This is a genomic window from Neobacillus sp. DHD-1R (assembly GCF_057747995.1).
On sequence record NZ_CM173232.1, the window covers coordinates 1,335,672 to 1,355,596 of the forward strand.

Sequence of the window (19,925 nt, forward strand, 5' to 3'; positions counted from 1 at the left end):
AATACTTTCCTCGAAAAGATAAAAAATAAGATCGTAAGACCAAAAACTTTTTTAAAAGGGGGTATTTAAATTGATAAAAAAACCAGTTGGGTTACTTTTAACTGTAGCCCTAACCATGGGACTTGCTGCATGTAATACCAATAATCGTAATGATATCAATGATCAGACTACCGATCGGATAGGTATGAATACAAATAACAGGGATAACGGTATTTTCAATGTCCGAAACGGCAGGGATGACGGTATTGATCACAATGGACCATTAACTGAGGATTACTCTAATCGCAACAACAGTGAAAGTGATGTAGATAATAATTTTTTTGATAATCGGAATAAAGTCAGAAAAACTAATAATGATGACATGATTTCCGCCTATGACACAACCTTAAATAGTAATCAATATCCACATACACGGGCTGTCTTGATCCAGGATGCAAAATATAAATTTATACGAATCGATCCTAGACAAGGTAATGGGTTTCCGTTTGGACAGTTTCAGCAAGGACAGGCGTTAACACCGCAACAAAACCAAGTTGCAAAAGTACCAACACCGGCACCAGCACCTGCTCAGCCTAAAACCAGCCAAGCACCAATACAGGCACAACCGGCACCGAAACCTGCAGCACAAACAAAAAATAACACAGCCACTACGGGATCGGTCAGTCAATTTGTTCAACAAGTGATTGATTTAACCAATGCTCAACGGAGTAAAAATGGTCTGCCGGCACTAAAAGCAGATACAAAGCTTAACGGAGTGGCACAGAAAAAATCTGTGGATATGCAGCAAAATAACTATTTTTCTCACACTAGCCCAACATATGGCTCTCCCTTTGATATGATGAGGGATTTTGGTGTGACCTATAAATCCGCAGGGGAGAATATCGCTCAAGGACAACGGACACCACAAGAAGTAGTTACGGCATGGATGAACAGTGAGGGTCACCGTAAAAACATCCTAAGTCCAAATTTCACCCATATTGGCGTGGGATTTGAATCGTCAGGGAAACACTGGACACAAATGTTTATTGGAAAGTAACCACGTTTTAGAGAGAAATGTGTAAAATAAACAAACCGACAGATGTGTGTTACACTCTGCCGGTTTGTTCGTTTTTCATGAAAGAAGTAATGGTGGGAAATTCAAAATAAAAAGTGGTTCCTTTTCCAACTTCACTTTCTACGCAGATTTTTCCATTCATCGCCCTGACGATGCTATAAACCACCATCATCCCTAATCCTGTGCCATTCTTTCCTTTAGTGGAATAAAAGGGCTCCCCCAATTGCTCTAATTGTTCTCTTTTCATTCCCACACCTGTGTCCATGACGCTAATTTTAACAAGATTTTGGTCATATTCTGTGGAAATTGTTAAATAACCGCCATTAGGCATCGCTTCAATCCCATTTTTAAGTACGTTTACAAAGCATTGACGGAACTTCTGTCCATCACCTTTAATAAAACCTAATATTGAGAAATCAGTTAGAATCTCGACTGAATTTTGATTCGCTAATGGTTGAAGAATGTTAATAATTTGCCGGAGTTCACTTTTTACATTTAACTCTTCAATCGAATCAAGAGATGGCTTGGCAAAGGTCAAATAATCCTGAATGACCCTTTCGGCCGAAATTAGTTCTTCTTTAACAATGGATAAATATTCTTTTCTTTTTTGCCTTGAAAGGTAATCATCCTGAAGAAGCTGGACAAATCCACTTGCAGCAGTTAAAGGGTTACGAATTTCATGGGAAATAGCTGCTCCCATTTGTTCGACTGCTTTTAATTTTTCTGCTTTAATCAGCTGTTGTTGCATTTCATTATTTTTTCTAACAAATTCAATTCCATAAGAAATAATTCCAATTCCGAGTGAGGGAATGGTAAGGAAAGCAAACCAAGCATCAAATAGGTTCATGGAAAAATCGGCAAAACTCATCCCAAAAACGGTCAATACGCTAATGTTCATACCTATACATACCGTAACAAGAATCCGGTGAACAGGAGCTTGTTTTACGAACCATGGGTATAATCTCCATAGTATGATAGCTAATGGAGCATAAAGGAGACATGTTTGAAAAAAACCTACATTAACTCCGTAAAAGCTTCTAATTAAAATAACCGCTGCTACAAGTATGGGACCAATTCCTACATAAAGTCCACCCAGGACCAATGGGATAATTCGCAAATCGTACCGTAGAGATGGCACGGGGGTGTAGGAAAATTGGATACATAACCACAATATGACAATAAACAAACTAATAATTATCCATTTCGACAAAGAGAATTTGTTAACCTTTTCGAAAAACATCAAACATATTGATAGAATTATGATTAATAAGGAAAGATTTAAGAAAAGGTGTTTCGTAATTTCCATTTCCTTCACCATCCAATAGAGCTGTTAGGAAAATTTTACATGCATTTACCGCAAGTTACAACAAAATTTGCAAAATATTAAGAAAAATACCGAGACTTGTAAAAGGATAGAGCGAAAAAAAGGGAAGAATTGTCATCATCCTTCCAAGTTACTCCTTAATGAGATCGTATTTCTTCCTTTTGCTTTAGATGTATATAAAGCAGAATCTGCTGCTTTAATTAACATTGCAGGTGTATCCGTTGAAACAGGAATCATGGTGGCAATTCCAATACTTAATGTGACAATATCAGCTATTTCCGAACTCTTATGGGGGATTTGCAGGGACTGAATGGTCTCATGGATGTCATGTCCTATTTTGATACCGTCCTCTGAATTGGTTAAAGGTAAAATAAGCGAAAATTCTTCACCGCCATAACGACAAAATGTATAATCTTGGTTTTCAGCAACCAGATGATTTATAGCATGCGCAATGGATTGTAAGCAAGAATCTCCAGTTAAATGACCATATGTATCATTGTACTTTTTAAAGTAATCAATATCGAACATCAATAATGTAATTGGCGACTTTGTTAAGTATGCATGTGACCATTCTTTCGTAAATGTTTCATCAAAGCAGCGCCTATTAGCAATTCCAGTTAAACCATCCATATAAGATAGTCGATTTAGCAATTTATTAGCTTCTTGTAACTTTTCTTCTGTAAGTTTTCGGTCGGTTATATTTCTTGAGACATTAATAACCCTCTTTTGACCATCTTCTTGAAAGGGAACGCTTTTTAGAGTAGATTCAATCCAAATAAAGTCTCCAAACTTCGAGCGGTACCGATACGTGCACTCAGCATCCCCAGCGTTAAGTGCTTTAGCAAACATTTCATTGGTACGTTCAATGTCATCGGAATGAATAAAGTCCTGCATTTTTTTTCCTAATAGTTCAGGATATTCAAAATGAATAATTTCTTTGACTGCTGGTGAGATGTAAATGTACTCTGCACTTTCATTGTGCATGGTAATCATATCACTTGAATATTCAGCCAGTAATCGAAACCGCTCCTCTGTTTCTTTTAATTTGTTTAAGCTTTGTTTTAATTGATTTTGTGCTTCATTTGAATTAAAGACAAACACAAAGGAATGGTACGCAATGAAACCACCAAGTAAAGATATGAGAGAATGAAGAGTTAAAATATTCTTAAGAATATGGAAATCATCAATCCTAACAATGAAGATACTGGAGATGATAAACAAGCCAATTAAGTTCATGATGAAAGCCTTGGCTGTGCGTTTGATGTTTAGTTTATAAATGAATCCACAACAGACTCCAATAAGCAGGGCACCAATTGAGGGGAGTAGGGATGCATAACTAAAGCCAAACAAATTCATTCTCCCGAGGGCAATTAGAAGTGCAGCAATTAGTGCAGGGATAAAACCTCCAAAGGCTGCGGCAATGACAATGGATAAATGGCGTAAATCAGCAATGATTGTTGAATTAATCTGAATACTAAATGACATTAATACATTCCCAAGGAGACCAAAACAAAGACCCCAATATAGTTTTGAAGACCAAGGTGAGGAGGGATATAAAGGTCTATTCTTAAATATCACACCCATAATTGAAAAGGAAGCAATTAAGAGGGCTACATTTGAAATAAAATCTTTTAACATGTAGATTCTCCTGGTAAGGTTTGAAAGTGGGCATAAATTCATTTATAAAAACCATTGCCATTATACTATATAATTTAACTCTTTGAAAAAGTAAATAATGTGAAAGTGAAAAAAGCTCCCTAATCGGAAGCTTTGAATTTTACACTTGTACTGTAGCTGCGATCCTTTTAGCTAATTCTTTAGCGGCAATGCTTGCATTTTCTTTGGCTTTTGCTATGATTTCAGGAATCTTTTGTGGATATAAATCAAATCCTTCTGCAATAACAGTGTCCATTACCTCAATCCCTAGGAAACGGAGGGCAATCTTTAAATAGCGGTCACCTGATTCTATGTCTTGAAGCGGAGTACCCGTATATTGTCCACCTCTTGTTTGGATATGGACTGCTTTTTTATTTTCTAAGAGTCCTTTTGGGCCGTTTGGAGTGTAGGCAAATGTTTTACCTGCAATAAATAAATTATCCAAAAAAGCTTTTAATACTGCTGGTGAGTTTAAATTCCACATCGGAGAAACAAACACATAATAATCATAAGTAATAAACTCATCTGCAAGAGCATGCATTTTTACGATTTTTTCTCTTTCCATGCCTGATAATTCATCTAAGGTATATCCGTAACCTGCTAATTTTCCTCTGGCAGAAACCAAATCTGCATCCATTTGGGGAAAGTCTAATGTGAACAGATCCATTTTCTTTATTTCCACATCGGGCCGTTCCTGCTGAAAAGTTTCTAGAAAAGATTCACCGATTTGTAATCCCTTTGATTTTTCCAAACCTTTTGGATTGGCAGTTACATAAAGCAACTTTTCCATATTAACACACCCATCTAACTATATTTAGTTTAATACATCTATTATAAAATAAATAATATGCTCAATATTGAACAAAAAGTGACGTTCTTGAACATTAAGTGACGAATTAAAAATATTTTTTTGGAATTTTATAAGCTTAATCAATAATAATAAACAGTAAATAAGTGTTATACTCTTTAATTGGAGCAAACTATTCTTGAAAAGGGAATACCTCATTACTAAAAATAGATAAAGAAGAAAGAGGGATATAAATGACTAAACAACAAATTGGTGTCATTGGCTTAGCCGTTATGGGAAAAAACCTTGCATTAAATATTGAAAGCCGTGGTTATTCTGTCGCCGTTTTTAATCGCTCCTATGATAAAACAGAGGCATTCTTAAATGAGGAAGCAGTAGGTAAGAATTTTGTTGGTGCAAAATCCGTTGAGGAGTTTGTCAACTTGTTAGAGAAACCAAGGAAAATTTTATTAATGGTTAAAGCAGGTGCGGCTACTGATGCAACAATTGATTCTTTAAAGCCGTTTCTTGAAGAAGGTGATATTCTTATTGATGGTGGTAATACGTTCTTTAAGGATACCATTAGACGCAATAAAGAGTTGGAAACAGCAGGTTTCCATTTTATTGGGACAGGTGTTTCTGGTGGAGAAGAAGGTGCTTTAAAGGGTCCTTCGATTATGCCCGGTGGTAAAAAGGAAGCCTATGACCTTGTGAAGCCGATTTTAGAGGCAATTTCTGCTAAGGTCGAAGGAGACCCATGTTGTACTTATATTGGTCCAAACGGTGCCGGTCATTATGTGAAAATGGTACATAACGGTATTGAATATGGGGATATGCAATTAATTTCTGAAGCTTATTTTATTTTGAAGAATGTCCTTGGTTTAGGCGCCGAAGAACTTCACCATGTCTTTGCTGATTGGAATAAAGGCGAATTAGATAGCTACTTAATTGAAATTACCGCAGACATTTTTACTAAAATAGATGAAGAAACAGGCAAGCCGATGGTTGATATCATTCTTGATACTGCAGGACAAAAAGGGACTGGTAAATGGACGAGCCAAAATGCCCTAGATTTAGGTGTACCACTTCCCCTTATAACAGAATCAGTATTCGCACGCTTTATCTCTGCTATGAAAGAAGAACGTGTTAAGGCTAGTAAGGTACTAAATGGTCCTAACGTGAAGCCATTCGATGGAAACAAAGAAGAGCTAATTGAAGCTGTTCGTAAAGCCTTGTATATGAGCAAAATTTGTTCTTATGCCCAGGGTTTTGCCCAAATGCGGGCTGCCTCCGAAGAATACGAGTGGAATCTTCGCTATGGTGATATTGCGATGATCTTCCGAGGTGGTTGTATTATTCGTGCTCAATTCCTTCAAAAAATTAAAGATGCTTATGATCGTGATCCGGCATTAGCAAATCTTTTATTAGATCCTTATTTTAAAGAAATAGTGGAAAGCTACCAGGTTGCTTTACGTCAAGTTCTTGCTGTAGCAATTGAGCGTGGGATTCCGGTTCCTTCATTTGCTAGTGCCATTTCCTACTATGATAGTTACCGAACAGAGACGCTTCCAGCTAATCTCTTGCAAGCACAACGTGATTACTTCGGTGCGCACACCTACCAACGTATCGATAAAGAAGGGATTTTCCATACCCACTGGATGGAATAATGAAGAAAAGCGCAAGTGTCCTGGTCAGCGGCGTATGGCCTCCTCGGAAAAGCTAACGCTTTTCCTTCGTGCGATGCCCATGCTGCCGACGCCTTCCTTATGGAGCGCTCCGACTGAGATAAGGTGAAACTTCAATCAGCGAACGTTTTTCCCGCTGATTGTTAGTTGAACCGATCGGGTTCTTACGGGCAGTTGAGAATCTACTGCCCGTTAAACGCGATAAAGGAAACACGAAGAGCCGGAGGCGCATTCGTGCTTGACTTATCGTAGGGCGGAGAGCGAAGGACACTAGCCGCTAGGGCGCTGGAGCTGGACAATTCTCGAAGTCAAAACTTATAAATTCTTAAATATGAAGAAAAGCTGTCTCAAAGTCTCCGTAAACAGGGCTTTGGACAGCTTTTCTTTTTTTCATAGGCTTTGTTAAACCTTAATGTTGATATTTGATAATTACGAACGAATATTCTATGATAAAGGTAACAATTCGGTTCGGAGATGATTTGTCTATGGATTTAAAGGAGCTAAAAAATCTTGCTGATACATTAGACGATAGTGGTAAGCAGGAACTTATCTTCTTTTTGCAATCCCGAACCAAGGGTGTGTCGGCCCCCGTTCGAGCAATTGATGAAATCCAGGAGCAGAAGCACAAAGATGGGCTTGTTTGTCCGCATTGCAAAACCATTTCTGTCGTTCGTTTTGGGAAGTACGCCGTAAAAACACGTACTGGAGAGGTTAAACGTCAGCGTTACCGCTGTAAATCCTGTTGCTAAACCTTTAATGACCTTACAAACACACCTCTTCAACGAACGAGAAGACCTCATGTGTGGGTTCGTTTTATTGAATGCATGATTGAGGGCTATTCGCTGAGAAAATGTGCCGAACAATTAAACGACGAAGTCACACATGTCACCTTGTTTTACTGGCGACATAAGATACTTGCTGCCCTGAAACAGATTCCAACCGAATCATTCCAAGGTATCGTTGAAATGGACGAGACCTACTTTCTGTACTCGGAAAAGGGCAAGCGGAACATCACCGAACGCAAGCCACGTAAACGAGGCGGAAAAGCCAAATATCGTGGCATAAGCAAGGACCAAGTATGTGTCCTCGTTGCCCGTGACCGTCAGAAAATGACGTACTCTGGCGTTCTTGGGCGTGGTCGCATTCGGACAACGAAATTAGATGAGGCGATTGGCGGTCATCTATCGGATTCAAACGTGCTTTGCACGGATTCCTGGCGGGCATTCAGCTCCTATGCAAATGCAAAGGGCTTGGCTCATTACCGATTCAAGTCCGATGGAAAACAACGTGTCAAAGGCGTGTACTATATCCAAAACGTAAACAGCTATCACAGCCGCTTGAAGAAATGGATGGACCGCTTCAATGGTGTTGCAACCAAATATTTGCAACATTATTTGGCTTGGTTCCGTTTAATAGACAACAAGGAATATGAGAATACCTCATCGAATAAGAAAAATATGTTGGTCAAATCGTGCCTGTTTACTGTCACCGACACGAACACAAAGCTTCGGCTTTCTGCTTATTCTTGTTAAGCTCACGGGCAGGTTTGGGATTAGCAATTCATAAGAAATAACCCAAGTTGAATTATGCTAAAATATAGTTAATGTATAATGTAGATATCCCTCATGAACAAAGGAGAACTGAAAATGAGAAAACTCGTTCTATTTCTGCACGCATCGCTTGACGGTTTTGTAGAAGGGCCGAATGGTGAAATGGACATTGGCTGGGTTTCCTACGATGCTGATTTGGAAAAACACGCGAAAGAAATTCTGAGTACTGCCGACACTGTCATTTGGGGACGTGGGACTTATCAGATGATGCACAGTTACTGGCCATCTGTGCCTTCGAACCCATCAGCTTCGCAGCATGAACGGAATCATGCCGAGTGGATCGAGAAGACAGCCAAAATCGTTTTTTCCACGACGCTGGAGAAAGTCGAATGGAATAATTCCAGACTCGTGAAAGAAGATGCCGAGGAAGAGATCAATAACCTCAAACAGCAGCCAGGCAAGGATATGGTCATCCTCGGCAGTCCTAGGTTCGCACACCACCTTATGCAGCTTGATTTAATTGATGAGTATAAAATTACGGTTTCTCCCGTCCTGATCGGTAAGGGATTGCCGTTATTCCAAGGTCTCAAGGAGAAGATCAATCTTAAGCTAATCGAAAACAAGACCTTTGATTCTGGATCCATAGGTCTCGTATACCAGAAGGTAAGATGACCTTTTCACTTAAGGTGATTACGCTAACGGGAGACGATAGCTCAATTAACCGCCTTTTCACAAAGGCGGTTTTCTTATGGTCACAAATCAACATTAGAATTTAACATAGCCTTTTCATAAAGAGTTTACAATATGTAAAATGTCCTAATAATGAAGGCAACTAAAATTTGTTCTTTTTTGGTAATATAAGAATATATAAGTTTTGGCTTCGAGAATTGTTCAGCTCCAGCGCCCTAGCGGCTAGTGTCCTTCGCTCTCCGCCCTACGATAAGTCAAGCACGAATGCACCTCCGGCTCTTCGTGTTTCCTTTTTCGCGTTTAACGGGCAGTAGATTCTCAACTGCCCGTTAAACGCGATCGGCTCAACTAACAATCAGCGAGAAGAACATTCGCTGATTGAAGTTTCACCTTATCTCAGCTGGAGCGCTCCATAAGGAAGGCGTCGGCAGCATGGGCATCGCACGAAGGAAAAGCGTTAGCTTTTCCGAGGAGGCCATACGCCGCTGAACAGGGCGCTTCCGCTTTTCTTAATAATTTCATTAAATTGTTGGAAATTAAAAAAAATAGTGTGATTAACAGTTATAAAATATAATTAAGGTTTAGGGTTTAAAAAGATTGGTTGTCAAAAGGCGGGAAAAAGAAGTGGACCGACCATCCCATGTAGATGAAAGCATTGAAACATTAAAATTAAGAATAGCTGAGCTGGAACATCGAGAAAACGAGCTTTTGAAGGAGCTCAGGCTAAATTCCTCCTTACACTTGCTGATTCTCGATGCCTTGCCTATGAATGTTTTTTTAGAAGATCCTGAAGGTAAGACAATCTTTGCGAATAAGCAAGCATGTGAGTTAAATGGAATGGACCTCAAGGAATTAGTTGGTAAAACTGTTTTTGATTTTTTTCCAGAGCACATTGCTGAAATGATTCGTAGATTTGATCTAGAAGTATGGCGTAAGCGAACGTTGATTACAACTGAGACAATGACAGGATTTCAAGGAAAAGAGTCTTACATGTTTACGGGCAAAACGATTATTCAACTGCCAGAATCAAGTGATGAATATCTTCTCGGTTTTGGTTTGGATATTACGGAACTAAAAAATGCCGAAAAGAAAATTGCCCATATGGCTTATCATGATGCTTTAACGGGTCTGCCCAATCGTTGGTTTATTAAAGCTTACTTTGAAAAATATCAAATCCAACATGCGAATGTTAAAAGTATGTTGGGGTTATTTTTGCTTGATTTAGATCATTTCAAAGTTATTAATGATAGTTTGGGACACGAAGCAGGTGATTTTCTTTTACAATCGGTTGCTAACAGATTAACAGGGGCAATTGGAGAAGAGGTCATTCTGGCTAGATTTGGTGGGGATGAATTTCTCTTTTTGGTCCCTCAGTTATCTTCTAGTAAGGAAGCATGTGAAATAAGTCATCATATTTTAAAGGTAATGGAAGAACCGTTCACCATTTATGGCCAAAAATTTAATATTTCACCGAGTATTGGGATTAGCTTACATCCACAGCATGGTGAAGATATTAATACACTTATCAAAAATGCGGATCTCGCCATGTATCATTCAAAGGAAAAGGGAAGAAACTGTTATTCATTATTTGCTGCTAATATGAAGGTTCACGCAATGGTCCGTATGGATATGGAACTCCATTTACGAGAAGCGTTATTAAGAAATGAATTTGTGCTCCATTATCAGCCTAAAATGGATTTGAAAACGGGGAAAATCAATGGAATGGAAGCATTAATTAGGTGGGAGAGCAAAGAAAATCAGCTCTTATACCCTGATTCGTTTATTCATATTGCTGAGGAAACTGGGCTTATTGCTCCCATCGGTGAATGGGTATTGAGAGAAGCCTGTATGCAGTGTAAGAAATGGCATGTTGAGGGATTCGAGGATCTGACTGTCAGCGTGAACATCTCGCCGCAGCAATTCCACAAACAGAACCTTGAAGAAATCATTAAAACGATCCTTGATGATACAGGATTACCGCCGCATGCTTTAGATTTGGAATTAACGGAAAGTACTATCATGAAAGAACCAGAAAGCGCAGTTTTTGTTTTAAATAACCTAAAAGCACTTGGAATCACCATTTCTATTGATGACTTTGGAACTGGTTTTTCTTCATTGGGTTATTTAAAAAAATTCCCAATCGATATTTTGAAAATTGATAAATCATTTATAATGAATCTTGAATTGGATGAGGCTAACCTTACCATCTCAGAAGCGATCATCTCTCTTGCCCATAATTTAAAATTAAAAGTAGTTGCAGAAGGTGTTGAGACGCTAGAACAATTGAAATATTTAGAAAAGGGAAATTGTGACTTTGCGCAAGGGTATTATATCGGTAAGCCTGTTGAAGTAAACTCAATCAGAGATATTGTAGGTAATTCCTTTCTTCCGTAAAAAAAGGGCTGCCATCTCAGCCGATGGCGCCCTATTTTTATATCCATTTCAACTCTTGTATTAATTGCTGTCTAAACATTTGGATTAAAAATTCATTGTAAAAGTCTTTTCGTACAATCACTTGATACTTGTTATTGGAATGAATGTAATATTGGATATCAGTAAGTACCTTATTTTCATCAAAAAATTCCCTAACCTTCCTCAAGTTTTTCTTTAACTCACTATCAAATAAGGTAATTGAAAATTCAATATCATCACCGTTAGGTAATTCTTTTAAATTGAGCAGTTTTTCATTATACCTATACGCTACGACCATATTTATTCCCCCTTAGATTAAATATCGTAAATAAATGTAAACCGTACAAATGATGATGGAGAGGATCATTAATGGAAAGGCAATTAACAAGAACTTTCCAAATGTAATAGGATATCCTTCTTTCGCAGCGAGTCCGGCAACAATGACGTTTGCACTTGCCCCGATTAAGGTTCCATTTCCTCCTAAACATGCGCCTAAGGAAAGACTCCACCACAGCGGTTCTAAATTATTAATTCCGAGGTCTCCCATATCTTTAATCATTGGAATCATGGTGGCCACAAACGGAATATTATCAATAAATGCAGAGGCGATTGCACTAACCCACAAAATTAATATCGATGTTGATGCGACATCACCGCCTGTAAGATGAACAGAATAATCTGCTAATAATGAAATGACTCCTGTTTCAATCAAACCTGAGACAAGAACGAAAAGCCCGATAAAGAAGAAAATGGTTGTCCATTCTACCTTTGAAAATGATTTATCTAAATATTTTTCACCAGTTAAAAGAAGTAATAAAAATGCCCCTGCTAATGCGACTGTTGCGGATTCGATATGAAGCAGTTGGTGCAGGAAAAAACCAATAATCGTTAAAGAAAGGGCAATTAATGATTTAACCAAGAGCGGCTTATCGGTAATTTCTTCCCTTTCATCTAGATCCATTAAACTAGCCTTTAATTCATCTGAGCTCTTGAGCTGTTTTCGATAAATAAATGTTAAAATGGCGATATTAACGAATAAGATAAAAAATGAAATGGCCGTTAGATTATTTATAAATGCCATAAAAGTTAATTCTTTAACTGCACTGCCAAGCATGATATTGGGTGGGTCTCCGATTAATGTGGAAGTTCCACCAATGTTCGAAGCAAAAATTTCCGTTATTAAATAGGGAATCGGATTAACTCGTAATTGCCTTGTAATACTAAAGGTCACAGGAACCATTAATAGAACAGTCGTGACATTATCTAAAAAAGCAGATCCTAAAGCAGTAATGATTCCGAGGGCAATCAAGATTTTTAAAGGATCGCCTTTCACCTTTTTTGCAGCCCAAATCGCTATGTATTTAAACAAACCAGTCTCTGAAGTAATGGCGACAATAATCATCATACCAATTAATAATCCGAGAGTATTAAAATCAATATGATGGAGAGCCTTTTCCTGCCCGACAATTCCTAATAATACCATCATAATTCCGCCAGCCATCGCAATAATGGTCCGGTGGATTTTTTCTGTTACAATAAAGGCATATGTGATGAGAAATACACCAATAGCGATAATTGCTTGTGTTGACATAAATGGACCTCTTCTCCTCAAGTTTTTATACATATATTAAAAAAATGCAAAAAGGAGCCTGTGTTGACAGACTCCACCTCAGTTCAATAAATGTATTTTATCTTATTTTATAAAACTATACTCGTGATGTAAAGAGTAATTTATTCTGAAAATTCTGCACGTTAGTATTTATCCACTCTTATAATCCTAATTTTTTAATAAAGTCGACCGTCTCGTCGTGTTCTTGTTTCACTAATTTATACAATCCTATATCTGTTTTTACAAGGGGCTTGCCATTTTCATCTGCTATCTGTCTTGTAAAGGATCTTCCCGTGACCACTTTCCACTTGCCGGCAATATTTCGTAATTGTAGATCAATTATACCGAGTCTGCTCCCAAAGGCACCTGCCATAACAACCGGCTTCCCATTAATTTCTCCGGTCTCTATATTGGTATTTAAAACGTGTTGATAAACTGGGCCTGGGAATACACTATGTGAATGTCCAGCCAATACGGCATCAATTTCGGGGATTTTAGTTAAATAATAGACAGCGTTTTCTGATTCAGGGTTATAGGGTTCGCTGCTAATCCCGGTATGGGCAAGGGCAATGATGACATCTGCCCCTTCAGCCTTCATCATGGGGACAAACTCTTTTGCTGCTTCTAAAATGGGCTTTGCCATGACCTTTCCCTCAAGATTTGCCTTGTCCCACTTCATAATTTGTGTGGGCATAAAGCCAATAACGCCAATTTTTAGTTCATGTTGTCCGCCACTTTGGTCGATCACTTTCCTTTTTAAAATCACAAAGGGAGTAAAGTACGGTTTATTTTTATTTACGGAAAAAACATTCGCATTTAAAACAGGCATTTTGGCCCCGAGTATGGCTCTATTTAAAAACGCTAATCCATAGTTGAATTCATGATTACCAAGGGCAATTGCATCATATTTCAAATAGTTGAATGCTCGGTAAACTGGATGTGTTTTTCCTTTGTGCATGCCTCTGATTCTCGCTAAATACTCTCCAAGCGGATTTCCCTTTAAATGATCTCCATCATCAAACAATAAGGAATTCTTGACCTCATTTCTAGCTTTACGGATTAATGTGGCAGTTTTGACTAAACCAATCCGGTTGTCTATTTTCGTTTGGTAATAATCATAATTGATCAAATCTGCATGTAAATCGGTTGTCTCTAGTATACGTAAATCAACTATTCCTTGTTGATTGGGGTTGGTCTCGACTGCAAAAGAACGGGTAGACCATGGAAGCCAAAAAAGAAAAAGAAAACATATCCATAATAACGACTTTTTTTTGTCCACTAAGAATACCTCCAGCACATCTTGGTTTTCCGTACTCATAGTATTGTTTTTTCTTAGTAAATTATCCCGATAATATGGCAGTAAAAAAGCCTCGTAGTTTGAGGGTTCACTTTATGACAATCTAGTGAAGTGTGACTTTTTTCAAAGCGGTGGAGCTAGGAGAAGATTTATAATAGAAAAAAATAAATACTTCTTGGAAAACATTTGAAATCATTAACGCAAACGCCTTCATTTAAATGGAAGGAAGTGTCTCAGTCGTTGGAACAAAAAAATAAGATAACCATTTTATCCGGCCATTTTGGAAGTGGTAAAACAGAAGTTGCGATAAATCTAGCATTGGCCGAAAGATTAAAGTATGAAAAAGTAGCCATCACTGATTTAGATATAATAAACCCCTATTTTCGCTCACGCGATGTAGCGGACATGTTTCAACAGTATGATGTTGAATTAATTGCTCCAAGAGGTCAGCTTGCATCGGCAGACCTGCCGATTGTTTCTGGGGAGATTTATCGAGTATTGCATGACTATAGGTACCGGTTAATCGTAGATGCTGGTGGAGATAAAGATGGGGCAACAGCACTTGGACAATATTATCATGAATGGAAACAGCAAATGCCTGAATTATTGTTTGTATTAAACGGTAATCGCCCCTATGTCAGTACATTGGAAGGGGCCATCTTTACTGTGGAGCAAATAGAGAAGGCCTCTCGCCTCAAGGTTACAGGAATTATTAATAACTCAAACATTGGCTTTGATACAACCATAAAGGATATTGAGAAAGGATATGAGTTAAGTAACAGATTAGCCGAAAAGCTTGAAATACCTTTTTTATATACGACCATCTCAGGACATTTGAAACAGGCTGTGGAAGACTTTACGAATAACCATGAGGTTGTATTTATTGACCGATATATGAAAGTGCCTTGGGAAGGATAAGGAGATGAATTCAATGGAAAAAAAGGTTGTTTTCAACGAGGAAATATGTAAATCTTGTGGTCTTTGCGTTCAGGTATGTCCAACAAATGTTATTTTTCTAGCTGACTATTTAAATGGAAAAGGGTATCGGCCGGCATATGTTGTTGACCAGGAGCATTGTATCAGCTGTGCTAAATGCGGCCTAATTTGTCCGGATTCCGTTATTTCTGTATATAAACCTGTAAAAATATTGCAAACTGTGTGAGGGAAAGGGAGAGTTACGGATGGGGAAAGTGTTAATGAAAGGGAATGAAGTAATTGCGGAAGCGGCCGTTCATGCTGGTTGTAAGTACTTTTTTGGTTACCCCATTACGCCTCAAAGTGAGCTTGTTGCCTATATGGCAAGAAGACTTCCTGAAGTAGGTGGTCTGTTCTTACAAGCGGAAAGTGAAATAGCGGCTATTAATATGGTTTACGGCGCTGCTAGTACAGGGGTGAGGGTAATGACATCCTCTTCAAGTCCTGGCTTTAGTCTAAAGCAAGAAGGGATATCGTATTTAGTGGGTTCAGAGCTCCCTGCTGTGATCTGTAATATTGTTCGTGGAGGTCCGGGCTTAGGAAATATTCAGCCCGCACAATCCGATTACTTTCAAGTAACAAAAGGCGGCGGACATGGAGATTACAACATTCCTGTTTTAGCACCAGCAAGCTTACAGGAAATTGTCGACTTAACACAAGCGGCTTTCGACATCGCCGACCGCTACCGAACACCAGTTATCTTAATGGGAGACGGCATGCTAGGGCAAATGATGGAACCAGTAGAATTTGGCGAACGTTCTGAATTGGGTCAGGATCCAAAAGCGTGGGCTACTACCGGAACCCGCGGCGATGGAGGTCCGAAAATTATCACTTCACTTGAACTGGACGCTGAAGGTCTAGAAAGGCGGAATGGAAACCTGCAGCGGAAGTTTGCCATGATAAAAGAAAATGAAGTCCGCTATGAATCTTACTTACTGAATGATGCCGATTATATTATGGTCGCATTTGGAACTGTTGCACGAATTACATTAAATGCCATTAATAAAGCAAGGAAGAAAGGGATAAAGGTTGGCTTAATAAGGCCAATTTCTCTGTGGCCATTCCCTGAAAAACCGTTTATTGAAACAAGAGATCGCATAAAGGGGTATATTTCTGTTGAAATGAGTGCAGGACAAATGATTGAAGATGTTAGATTAGCAGTAAATGGATGTGCACCGGTAGACTTCTTTGGGCGGACGGGCGGCGTTGTCCCTACTCAAGAGGAAATTTATGATAAGATTCTGTCGATTGCCGGGGGGATACCTGTATGACGATGAAAACCATCTTTAAAAAAACAAACGGGTTGACGGATAAGCCTACGCACTATTGTCCTGGCTGCACACATGGAGTAATTCACCGTATTGTTGGAGAAGTTTTGGAAGAACTAAATATTTTAGAAGATACAGTTGGAGTGGCATCAGTAGGATGTTCGGTATTATCGTATGAATATTTTAATTGTGATATGACGCAGGCAGCTCATGGCCGTGCACCCGCAGTAGCCACGGGGGTGAAACGTGTTTTACCTGACAGGCTTGTTTTTACCTACCAAGGTGATGGGGACTTGGCTTCAATTGGAATAAGTGAAGTCATTCATGCTGCCGCAAGAGGAGAGAATATAACGGTTATCTTCGTCAATAATGCTATCTATGGCATGACGGGGGGGCAGATGGCTCCAACCACGCTAATTGGACAAAAAACAGCAACCACTCCATACGGGCGTGATGTTAGGATTCAGGGGGCGCCAATTAAGGTATGTGAACTGATCGCTACACTTGATGGTGCAGCTTATATCGAACGAGTCTCAGCCCATGATGTCCCACATATCCAAAAGGCAAAGAAAGCCATTAAGCAAGCATTTGAAACGCAAAAGAAAGGTTTAGGTTTTTCAATGGTAGAGGTATTGTCAACTTGTCCGACAAACTGGGGGCTTGACCCAGCGGAATCCCTTGCATGGATAAAGGACAATATGGTTCCCGTATATCCCCTTGGGGTTTATAAGAACAAAGCGGGAGGGAACTAACGATGCTTGAAGAAATTATTATTGCAGGTTTCGGCGGCCAAGGAGTCATGTCAATGGGACAGCTTATTGCTTATGCCGGTATGCTCGAAGGTAAGGGCGTTTCATGGCTTCCTTCTTATGGACCAGAACAGCGGGGCGGCACGGCAAATTGTGCTGTTGTGGTAAGTGATGAACCCGTTGGTTCACCACTCGTTACGAGGCCGTCGACAGCCATTGTATTAAATAACCCATCTTTTGATAAGTTTGAGCCGCGCATTCGCCCCGGGGGGTTCTTACTATTAAACTCTTCACTTGTTGTTAGAACATCAGAACGTGAGGATATAAAGATTGTGGAAATTAGTGCTGCAGATTTAGCAAATGACCTGGGAAATCCGCGTGTGGCCAATATGATTTTATTAGGAGCATTTTTGGAGTACCGCAAAATAGTTTCAATGGCGTCGATTATAGAATCGTTAAAGAAGGTCCTATCTTCGGATAAACATCATCTACTTGAGATTAATAAGCTTGCTCTCGAAAAAGGTTCTTCGCTTGCACATATACCTATATCCTAAAAGTGAAAGCCAGCCTAAAAACTTAGGCTGGCTTCTTATTCTTTACTCGTTGACGAATATTATTATAGCCAAAAAACCACCAGTTCCAATCACCTAACAGCTTCATTAATGCTGGAACAAGAACCATCCTTACAATGGTTGCATCGATAAAAATGGCGATTGCAATCCCAACTCCCAGTTGCTTGACCGGCATCACCCCAGTGAAGGCAAACGCACCTGTAACAACAATCATTATCGCAGCAGCAGAGGTAATAATCTTACTGGTATAAGTTAAACCAGCTATTGTAGCTTCACTATTGTCACCTGTTTTTAAATAAAACTCTTGAATTCTTGAAATGAGAAAGACTTCATAATCCATGGAAAGACCGAACACAAGGGTGAAAACGAAAACAGGTAAGATTAATGCAATATTAACAGGTGTTATTCCCAAATGTCCCTGCTGAAAAATCCAAACGACAATTCCAAAGGTACATCCTAGGCTCAATACATTCATTAATATAGCTTTTAATGGGATCAGGATGGAGCGAAAGGCTGCCATAAGGATAAAAAAAGTTGTAATAACAATTAATAATAATCCATATGGAGCCTTTTGGTATATCTCAGCAAAAATTTCTTGTTCAAATTTAATTGAACCGCCAAAGCTGGCCTTTACACCTAAATCTTTATGGGACCAATCACTTACCCACTGTCGGGCTTTGGCAGAGTGTTCTCCTGTTTTTAAATACACTTCTAGAAGCATTTTATTGTCTCGGATAAAGTAGTCCATAATCGGGGTTACTACCTTTTTATCACCCTTTGTGAGCAATTGATAAAGTTGTTGATCATCCGAAATTCTCGTCGCTGAAAATGGGGAGTCAACAGTGTATACGAGCTGATCTTTCTGTAAACTTTGAATAACCTTATTTACCTTTTTTAAGTTGTTCCTTTCAACTATTGGGCTATTTGTTTCAAGAACAATGGTTACCTTTTTCTCGTCTCGTCTTTCTTTAGCGATAAAATGCTCTTGAAATGTTTCTAAAGCCAATCGTGAAGGATATTTTTGCGGTAAAGAATCGGTGCCGGGAATCGCTAAAACCATCTGTTTTACAGGCATAAGTCCAATCAAAAGAAGGACAAGTGCTGCTGTTGCCATAATAATTGGGCGCTTCATTACAAGCATTGCAAATTTATGCCATATACTCTCCTGCTTGTCTGCTATCCGAAAGATACTCAGTCTATTTATGTTTGTCCCGATTAAAGCAAGAAGAGCAGGTAAAAAGGTTAAGGCACAAAGTCCAGACATTAGAACGACAAGCATACCGCCAAGGGCAACATTTTGAAAAATATCTATTTGAATAAACCATAGCCCAGATAATCCGATAAAAACACAGAGTCCCGAAAAAATGATTGACCGGCCTGCCGTTGCAACGGTCGTTTTAATTGCATCTTGGATGGATTTCGTTTGTAATTCCTCTTTATAGCGGTTAATAAATAACAACGCAAAATCAATACTTAAGGCAAGTCCAATCATTGGAATGATGTTTAGAATAAAAATAGTAAGGTTAGTTTGATAACTAAAAAAATAAACCGTCCCCATCGTTGTTAATATTGAGATTACGCCGATAACAAGTGGCAGAGCGGCAGCAATTAAACCACCAAAGGCAAGAATAAGGACAATTAAGGCAATCGGCAGCCCAATCATTTCTGCTTTAGCTAAATCTTCTTGACTGGCAGCATTAAGGTCTTGAACAATTATTGGTTCCCCTGTCATGGTGACTTTAACACCCTGTTTATTGTGAAGGAGCTCTTTGAGTTGCCCGATTTCTTTTCCAAGGTTTTCGGCTTTTTGGTTAAAAGTAAGGAGTCCATATGCATACTGGTCTTTGTACATTCCGTCTTTTTTTAACGGTGAGATCATGGTTGCAGCCCCATCAAAATTATCTAGTTTTTCAAATGTATCCTGAATAAAACCTCTAAAATACATGTCGCTAACTGTTTCATCTTTTTCAAAAACTAAAATAATGGAAGATTTGGTATGCCCGAAGTTTTCTTCTACTATTTTTCTTGTTTCATGATACTCGCCGGCATATTCAAAGCCATTACCACTTAAAACAGATGGTAAATGCAGGGCGAAAGAACCAAATAAGCCTATAATTAAAATCCAAATCATTAATATCCATTTCCGCTTTTGAAAGATGAACCCTCCTAACTTCTCCAACATGATCGCCTCCTCAAAGGAACTATTTTCCTTATTTTAGTATACAGTAGAATAAAATATTTCAGACGATTTTTTCGTTTTCGTGTCAATTCTGGTATATAAACCAAACCTACTTCAC

At 38.8% G+C, this 19,925-nt stretch carries 16 protein-coding genes and 1 pseudogene; 10 read left to right on the top strand and 7 right to left on the bottom strand.

Going from position 1 to position 19,925, the window contains the following annotated elements:
- Positions 1 to 70 precede the first annotated feature (70 nt).
- Positions 71 to 1,036, top strand: coding sequence for a CAP domain-containing protein (locus AC3ANL_RS06345; RefSeq protein ID WP_488328393.1), 966 nt, complete (start codon positions 71 to 73; stop codon positions 1,034 to 1,036).
- Positions 1,037 to 1,085: 49 nt separating this feature from the next.
- Here the strand turns inward: AC3ANL_RS06345 and AC3ANL_RS06350 are convergent, their stop codons facing one another.
- The 3 genes from AC3ANL_RS06350 to AC3ANL_RS06360 all read right to left on the bottom strand — a co-directional run bounded on the left by AC3ANL_RS06350 (position 1,086) and on the right by AC3ANL_RS06360 (position 4,824).
- The gene (locus AC3ANL_RS06350; RefSeq protein ID WP_488328394.1) at positions 1,086 to 1,952 is read right to left on the bottom strand and encodes an ATP-binding protein; all 867 of its coding nucleotides are present in this window, start codon (positions 1,950 to 1,952) and stop codon (positions 1,086 to 1,088) included.
- A gap of 543 nt (positions 1,953 to 2,495) precedes the next feature.
- A complete protein-coding gene (locus tag AC3ANL_RS06355) occupies positions 2,496 to 4,016 on the bottom strand; it encodes a diguanylate cyclase domain-containing protein (protein WP_488328395.1) in 1,521 nt (506 codons plus the stop codon).
- 139 nt (positions 4,017 to 4,155) lie between these two features.
- Positions 4,156 to 4,824, bottom strand: a complete 669-nt coding sequence (locus AC3ANL_RS06360) for an FMN-dependent NADH-azoreductase (RefSeq protein ID WP_488328396.1) — start codon at positions 4,822 to 4,824, stop codon at positions 4,156 to 4,158.
- A gap of 251 nt (positions 4,825 to 5,075) precedes the next feature.
- Between AC3ANL_RS06360 and gndA the strand changes: the two genes are divergently transcribed.
- From gndA to AC3ANL_RS06380, 4 genes and pseudogenes are all read left to right on the top strand, one after another.
- Positions 5,076 to 6,488: an NADP-dependent phosphogluconate dehydrogenase gene (gene gndA, locus AC3ANL_RS06365; protein WP_488328397.1), complete on the top strand. Its 1,413-nt coding sequence runs from the start codon at positions 5,076 to 5,078 to the stop codon at positions 6,486 to 6,488.
- A 503-nt stretch (positions 6,489 to 6,991) separates the two neighbouring features.
- Positions 6,992 to 8,038, top strand: a pseudogene (locus AC3ANL_RS06370) (IS1595 family transposase).
- Between the two features lie 114 nt (positions 8,039 to 8,152).
- Positions 8,153 to 8,728, top strand: a complete 576-nt coding sequence (locus AC3ANL_RS06375; RefSeq protein WP_488328398.1) for a dihydrofolate reductase family protein — start codon at positions 8,153 to 8,155, stop codon at positions 8,726 to 8,728.
- Positions 8,729 to 9,343: 615 nt separating this feature from the next.
- The gene (locus AC3ANL_RS06380; RefSeq protein ID WP_488328399.1) at positions 9,344 to 11,140 is read left to right on the top strand and encodes a putative bifunctional diguanylate cyclase/phosphodiesterase; all 1,797 of its coding nucleotides are present in this window, start codon (positions 9,344 to 9,346) and stop codon (positions 11,138 to 11,140) included.
- Positions 11,141 to 11,177: 37 nt separating this feature from the next.
- Here the strand turns inward: AC3ANL_RS06380 and AC3ANL_RS06385 are convergent, their stop codons facing one another.
- From AC3ANL_RS06385 to AC3ANL_RS06395, 3 genes are all read right to left on the bottom strand, one after another.
- Positions 11,178 to 11,456: a hypothetical protein gene (locus AC3ANL_RS06385; protein WP_488328400.1), complete on the bottom strand. Its 279-nt coding sequence runs from the start codon at positions 11,454 to 11,456 to the stop codon at positions 11,178 to 11,180.
- A 12-nt stretch (positions 11,457 to 11,468) separates the two neighbouring features.
- Positions 11,469 to 12,749 carry an ArsB/NhaD family transporter gene (locus AC3ANL_RS06390; protein ID WP_488328401.1) on the bottom strand — a complete coding sequence of 427 codons (1,281 nt, stop codon included), beginning with the start codon at positions 12,747 to 12,749 and terminating at the stop codon, positions 11,469 to 11,471.
- 178 nt (positions 12,750 to 12,927) lie between these two features.
- Positions 12,928 to 14,046 (bottom strand): metallophosphoesterase, encoded by a 1,119-nt coding sequence (locus tag AC3ANL_RS06395; RefSeq protein ID WP_488328402.1) that lies wholly within the window; start codon positions 14,044 to 14,046, stop codon positions 12,928 to 12,930.
- Between the two features lie 258 nt (positions 14,047 to 14,304).
- Here AC3ANL_RS06395 and AC3ANL_RS06400 point away from each other — a divergent pair, with 258 nt between their 5' ends.
- From AC3ANL_RS06400 to AC3ANL_RS06420, 5 genes are read left to right on the top strand one after another with little or no spacing between them, the layout of a single operon-like run.
- Positions 14,305 to 14,982, top strand: a complete 678-nt coding sequence (locus AC3ANL_RS06400) for a hypothetical protein (protein ID WP_488328403.1) — start codon at positions 14,305 to 14,307, stop codon at positions 14,980 to 14,982.
- 13 nt (positions 14,983 to 14,995) lie between these two features.
- Positions 14,996 to 15,226 (top strand): 4Fe-4S dicluster domain-containing protein, encoded by a 231-nt coding sequence (locus AC3ANL_RS06405; RefSeq protein WP_488328404.1) that lies wholly within the window; start codon positions 14,996 to 14,998, stop codon positions 15,224 to 15,226.
- 19 nt (positions 15,227 to 15,245) lie between these two features.
- Positions 15,246 to 16,310, top strand: coding sequence for a 3-methyl-2-oxobutanoate dehydrogenase subunit VorB (locus AC3ANL_RS06410; protein ID WP_488328405.1), 1,065 nt, complete (start codon positions 15,246 to 15,248; stop codon positions 16,308 to 16,310).
- A complete protein-coding gene (locus AC3ANL_RS06415; RefSeq protein WP_488328406.1) occupies positions 16,307 to 17,059 on the top strand; it encodes a thiamine pyrophosphate-dependent enzyme in 753 nt (250 codons plus the stop codon). Before AC3ANL_RS06410 ends, AC3ANL_RS06415 begins: the two co-directional genes overlap by 4 nt.
- Positions 17,060 to 17,061: 2 nt before the next feature.
- Entirely contained in the window at positions 17,062 to 17,610 is a 549-nt protein-coding gene (locus AC3ANL_RS06420; RefSeq protein ID WP_488328407.1) for a 2-oxoacid:ferredoxin oxidoreductase subunit gamma family protein, read from the top strand.
- Positions 17,611 to 17,632: 22 nt separating this feature from the next.
- Here AC3ANL_RS06420 and AC3ANL_RS06425 read toward each other — a convergent pair whose 3' ends face one another.
- Complete coding sequence (locus AC3ANL_RS06425; RefSeq protein WP_488328408.1) at positions 17,633 to 19,810, bottom strand: MMPL family transporter; 2,178 nt, start codon at positions 19,808 to 19,810, stop codon at positions 17,633 to 17,635.
- Between the last annotated feature and the right edge of the window lie 115 nt (positions 19,811 to 19,925).

Excerpts from the sequence above, each read along its gene's own strand:
- AC3ANL_RS06425 (WP_488328408.1), bottom strand. The coding sequence starts at position 19,810 with ATGTTGGAGAAGTTAGGAGGGTTCATCTTTCAAAAGCGGAAATGGATA.
- AC3ANL_RS06385 (WP_488328400.1), bottom strand. The coding sequence starts at position 11,456 with ATGGTCGTAGCGTATAGGTATAATGAAAAACTGCTCAATTTAAAAGAA.
- AC3ANL_RS06390 (WP_488328401.1), bottom strand. The coding sequence starts at position 12,749 with ATGTCAACACAAGCAATTATCGCTATTGGTGTATTTCTCATCACATAT.
- AC3ANL_RS06415 (WP_488328406.1), top strand. The coding sequence starts at position 16,307 with ATGACGATGAAAACCATCTTTAAAAAAACAAACGGGTTGACGGATAAG.
- gndA (WP_488328397.1), top strand. The coding sequence starts at position 5,076 with ATGACTAAACAACAAATTGGTGTCATTGGCTTAGCCGTTATGGGAAAA.
- AC3ANL_RS06420 (WP_488328407.1), top strand. The coding sequence starts at position 17,062 with ATGCTTGAAGAAATTATTATTGCAGGTTTCGGCGGCCAAGGAGTCATG.
- AC3ANL_RS06355 (WP_488328395.1), bottom strand. The coding sequence starts at position 4,016 with ATGTTAAAAGATTTTATTTCAAATGTAGCCCTCTTAATTGCTTCCTTT.
- AC3ANL_RS06350 (WP_488328394.1), bottom strand. The coding sequence starts at position 1,952 with ATGAACATTAGCGTATTGACCGTTTTTGGGATGAGTTTTGCCGATTTT.
- AC3ANL_RS06405 (WP_488328404.1), top strand. The coding sequence starts at position 14,996 with ATGGAAAAAAAGGTTGTTTTCAACGAGGAAATATGTAAATCTTGTGGT.
- AC3ANL_RS06360 (WP_488328396.1), bottom strand. The coding sequence starts at position 4,824 with ATGGAAAAGTTGCTTTATGTAACTGCCAATCCAAAAGGTTTGGAAAAA.
- AC3ANL_RS06375 (WP_488328398.1), top strand. The coding sequence starts at position 8,153 with ATGAGAAAACTCGTTCTATTTCTGCACGCATCGCTTGACGGTTTTGTA.
- AC3ANL_RS06410 (WP_488328405.1), top strand. The coding sequence starts at position 15,246 with ATGGGGAAAGTGTTAATGAAAGGGAATGAAGTAATTGCGGAAGCGGCC.